This window comes from Mesorhizobium qingshengii (assembly GCF_027563465.1).
GTDB lineage: Bacteria > Pseudomonadota > Alphaproteobacteria > Rhizobiales > Rhizobiaceae > Mesorhizobium > Mesorhizobium qingshengii_A.
In genome coordinates this window covers 1-4,144 of record NZ_JAPFQA010000044.1, presented here as the reverse complement: position 1 = coordinate 4,144, position 4,144 = coordinate 1, and the positions used below count along the sequence as shown (strand labels likewise).

The 4,144-nt window shown below is 68.2% G+C and carries 5 protein-coding genes; 3 read left to right on the top strand and 2 right to left on the bottom strand.

Annotation, left to right across the window (positions count from 1 at the left end; all coding sequences use genetic code 11):
- The 3 genes from OOJ09_RS31775 to OOJ09_RS31765 all read left to right on the top strand — a co-directional run.
- A protein-coding gene (locus tag OOJ09_RS31775; RefSeq protein WP_269908997.1) for an IS3 family transposase occupies positions 1-1,264 on the top strand; the annotation gives its coding sequence in 2 pieces (ribosomal slippage) (positions 1-267 and positions 267-1,264; 1,265 coding nt annotated over the 2 pieces). This gene is flagged as partial in the annotation.
- Between the two features lie 269 nt (positions 1,265-1,533).
- Positions 1,534-2,034 carry a hypothetical protein gene (locus OOJ09_RS31770; protein WP_269908996.1) on the top strand — a complete coding sequence of 167 codons (501 nt, stop codon included), beginning with the start codon at positions 1,534-1,536 and terminating at the stop codon, positions 2,032-2,034.
- Positions 2,035-2,135: 101 nt separating this feature from the next.
- A complete protein-coding gene (locus OOJ09_RS31765) occupies positions 2,136-2,636 on the top strand; it encodes a hypothetical protein (protein WP_269908995.1) in 501 nt (166 codons plus the stop codon).
- 118 nt (positions 2,637-2,754) lie between these two features.
- Here OOJ09_RS31765 and OOJ09_RS31760 read toward each other — a convergent pair whose 3' ends face one another.
- Positions 2,755-3,213 carry a hypothetical protein gene (locus tag OOJ09_RS31760; protein ID WP_269908994.1) on the bottom strand — a complete coding sequence of 153 codons (459 nt, stop codon included), beginning with the start codon at positions 3,211-3,213 and terminating at the stop codon, positions 2,755-2,757.
- Positions 3,214-3,654: 441 nt separating this feature from the next.
- Complete coding sequence (locus tag OOJ09_RS31755) at positions 3,655-3,888, bottom strand: hypothetical protein (RefSeq protein ID WP_269908993.1); 234 nt, start codon at positions 3,886-3,888, stop codon at positions 3,655-3,657.
- Between the last annotated feature and the right edge of the window lie 256 nt (positions 3,889-4,144).

The window sequence follows — 4,144 nt, the reverse complement described above, 5'->3', positions numbered from 1 at the left end:
AGAAGTACGACGAGGAGTTCAAGGCCCGGGCGGTGCGGTTGGTCGCTGACCATGCCGACGAATACGACACCCGCACGGCCTGCATCACTGCGGTCGCCAAGCGGTTGGGAGTTTCGTACGAATCGCTGCGACGATGGGTCGCCCAGGGCGAGGTCGATGCCGGGGATCGTGCCGGGGTGCCCAGCGATACCGCACGGGAGTTGCGCGAGCTCAAACGCAAGAACAACGAGCTTGAGGAAACGATCGAAATCCTCAAGGCGGCAACAAGTTTCTTCGCGCGGGAGAGCGACCCGCGACGCCGCTGATCTGTGCGTTCATCGCCGAGCATCGTGCTCGGTTCGGGGTCGCTTCGATCTGCCGCGTGCTGTCCGAGCATGGCTGCCAGATCGCCCCGAGAACCTTCTACGCCTGGCTCACCAGGCCCCCGTCCGCGCGGGCCTTGTGGGACACCGTGATCACGCAGGTGCTGGCCGGCTACTACGAACCTGACCGGGCGGGCCGGCGTAAACCGGAGTCGTTGTACGGCGCGGTCAAGATGTGGGCTCACCTGCAGCGCCAGGGCATCGAAGTGGCCCGTTGCACCGTCGAACGGTTGATGCGGGCCAACGGGTGGCGTGGGGTCACCCGGCGCAAGAGGGTCCGCACCACCATCGCTGACCCGGCGGCCGGGCGGGCACCGGACTTGGTGGACCGCCAGTTCCGCGTACCGGCACCCAACAAACTGCTGGTGGCCGATTTCACCTACGTCCGATTGTCGTCAGGAGTGTTCGTTTACACCGCGTTCGCCATCGACGCGTACGCCGGGCGGATCGTGGGCTGGACCTGCTCGGCCGGCAAGAGCGATGCATTCGTTCGGCGGGCGATCCGCCACGCCGCCGAACTCCGGCGTCGTGAAGGTAATCCGTTGTCCGGCAGAACTATTCACCACTCCGATGCGGGGTCTCAATACACGTCGGTGAAGTTCGGGGAAACCCTCGCACTATCGGGGTTGGTGGCATCGATCGGATCGGTCGGCGACGCCTACGATAACGCTCTGGCCGAAACCACGATCGGGCTCTACAAGCACGAAGCCATCCGCGATGACTCCCCGTTCCGGCATGGCCCGCTGCACCGGCTGACCGACGTGGAACTGCTCACCGCCGACTGGGTGAACTGGTACAACACCGACCGGCTCATGCATCGCCTGGGCCGCATCCCACCCGTCGAGTACGAGGCCGTCTACTACGCTACGAACACAGCCCAATCCGCGGCTGCACACCCATAAACCGGTGTGCATCAAACTCGGGGCGGTTCAAAGTATCTCGGGACGAACGATGGTAGGACGTCCCGACAAACCTTGCAAAACCCAGCAACCGCGGAGCCAGACTGCGATGTTCAATGGGATCGGACAAGATGGGTGTGACTGGGGGACGGTAGGGCGGTGAGGAAACGGTGGTGAGAGGGGCTGTACGGGACGGTGCTGGTCAAACGGGGTGAAGGTGAAGTTTTTTGGGGTGCTGCTGCGTGAGGTTGGTCGGGCTTAACGTGACCCGCATGGCAACCACTACAAGCGCGAAAGCTGCCCGCAAGGCGGCGCGCGAAGCGACCACGCAAGCCAACGCGGACCTGGCCCGCCGGACCAAGCTCAACGTTGATGACCTGACGACGTTCTTCGCCGCGATGGGGCGGGCGGAGACTGTGGATGAATGGCTGGCCGAGAAGGTGACGGCGCTCAAGGCGCAGGGCGCGCAGCGCCGCGACGAGCAGCGCCGTCAGGCAGGCGGTGCTCTGAGGGCCATGCGCGAGCGCGGAGAGCAGGTCCGAGACATCGCGCAGTTGGCCAACATCGGTGAGAAGCAGGTGCGCGAACTGATCCGGTTGGCCGAGGCTGCGCCGGCGTCCGAGGGCGAAGCCCAGGACGCGACGGCGAGCCCGGCCACCGGCGGCGGCGAGGCGGTGTCGCCGGCAGTCGACCGCGAGCCCGCCGGGTCGGGCATCGGCGAGACTGTCCCGACGAGCGCGCCGGCCGAAGGCCTGGCGGCGGTCGGGCAGTAGCGCCGTGCCGACGGCGCGCCCCGCGCAGCGTGGGCGGCCAGGCACTGTCGGTGGGCGCGGTTAGCGTTCCCACCGTGGGGCCCTCGCAAGCACTACCTCTGGTGGTCGATCCGGTCATCCACGCGGCCGAGATTGCGCGTTTCTACGCGCAGGTGGTCCGCGGCCCGGAACCGGACGACTGCTGGATTTTCACCGGCCCGATCGGCGGTGACGGTTACGGCCGATTTTGGATTCGCCGGGAGGCCGGAAAGCGGATCATGTTGCGGTCCAACCGGTACGCGCTCGCGGTGAGCCTGAAAGGCGCACCGCTGGAGCCGTGGGTGTATGGCCTGCATGGCTGTGACGTACCGATTTGCGTGAGATGCTCGACCGCCGATGAGCGGGGTATCAAACATCTGACCGAGGGCACGCAACGCGAGAACATGGAGCGCATGGGCCGCATGGGTCGCGGGGGAGGCCGTAGGCCGATCCAACGCGGCCGCGCGGGCCTGTTGGAACGGCGGGAACGGTCGGTGGCGCTGCGGGACGCGGTGCGCGGCGGCTGGGACGCCGAGGCAGTGCGCGCAGCGCTCGCGGGTACGGCGCATCCCACCTTGTGGTGACGGTGCCGCGGTGGTCGGTGGCGCGAGCCTGGCAGGGTGCGGGTCCGGCAGGACAGCGCACCGCCTGGCCGGGCCGCTGATCGCGACCCGGGCTGGCGGCGTCCCGAGGGCCTGGGGGTTACCGGGCGGCCTCGGTGGCGTGGTCGTGGATGGCGTCGACGGCGGTGTCGATCGAGGTGTAGGCGGCGTGATGTTCTCCGTCGACCGAGAGGTCCCAGCTGTTGGCGCCGATGTGGGCGGTCAGGGTGTAGGTGTTGTGGTCGCTGGAGGCCAGGAAGGTCCAGTCGCCCAGGTCGGAGAAGACCATGTAGTCGGCGCGGAAGGCCAGGATGCGGGTCGCCGGTACGGCGGTCGGCGTCGACTGGGTGGCTTCGGCGGCGGCTGCGGCGCCGCAGCGATCGAGGGCCCAGAGGATCAGTTTGTGCGAGTGGTCGGCCTCGCGGGTGTGCGAGGCCATGAGGCGCAGGGCGCCGAACGGGTGGCTTTTGAGTTCGGTGATGCCGAGGGGCATGCGGCCGACGAAGTCGGCGGCATCGGCCAGGAGGGCGGCGGCGAGTTGGAAGTTGTTGTCGGTCATTGTTTTCTCCGTCCACGAAGGTGCTTGGTGCGCCGGTTAGCGCTGGGGGTGCGGTCAATCGGCTGAGGGTGGGCTGTCAACCCCGAAGAGTCCGGTGGCGCGTGTAGCCGGGTTTTCGGCCGCGAGCGGGAGCGAGCTGTTAGGGCCGAAAAGGTCACTCGGCCGGCGGAACGCGACAGCGGGCGTGGGTTGACAGGTCGGGCCCCCGGCCGATTAGGCTGCGCCCCCGCTAACGGCAATAAAGGTGAGTTCCGTGCGGAGCCGTCGGCGCCCCTCGGGCGCTGGCGGCGCGGTGAGTGGGCACCCGGTGACCACCGGCAGACCGCCCGCCCGCAGGGTGGGCATCGCCGGTCGCACCTAGTGCGCCGGTGCTGGGTGAGGTGAGGCGCGACACGGGGCCCGGCCACGCTCCGGTTCGGGAGCCGGGCCGGGCCCGGAGTTTCAGTTCGTGCGCGGGTCCCCAGCGGGGAAGAACATCGCCGGCTGCGGGCCGCGCTGGAGCTGGGCCATGGAGGCCTCGTGCATCGCGCGCATCGTGTCCATCCGGTACTGGTGCTCGCGGACGTCGCGGTGAGCGGCGTCGCGGGCGCGTCGGTCGTTGCGGTAGAGCGTGACCGCGGCGGTGGCGGAGAGCAGGACTGCGAGGACGGTTTCGATGATCTCGAAGGTGGACATTGGTGCTCCCTTTCGGTTGGGCGCTGCCGGTCAGCGCTGGGCGACTGCTGACCGTGGGGGTGGCCGTGTCAACCCCGAAGAGTCCGGGGTGGATGCAGCAGGGCTTTCGGCCCGCGAGCGGGAGCGAGCTTGGTAGGGCCGAAAGGGTCACTCGGCCTGCGGAATCCTCGACGGGCGTGGGTTGCCACGGTCGGGGTCCCTGGCGGTCATGCTTGGCGCCACTGCTGACGGCTTAGAAGGTGAGTAGCGGCAGACC

Bases quoted from the DNA above. Each gene is read 5' to 3' on its own strand.
- OOJ09_RS31755 (WP_269908993.1), bottom strand. From the start codon at position 3,888: ATGTCCACCTTCGAGATCATCGAAACCGTCCTCGCAGTCCTGCTCTCC.
- OOJ09_RS31760 (WP_269908994.1), bottom strand. From the start codon at position 3,213: ATGACCGACAACAACTTCCAACTCGCCGCCGCCCTCCTGGCCGATGCC.
- OOJ09_RS31770 (WP_269908996.1), top strand. From the start codon at position 1,534: ATGGCAACCACTACAAGCGCGAAAGCTGCCCGCAAGGCGGCGCGCGAA.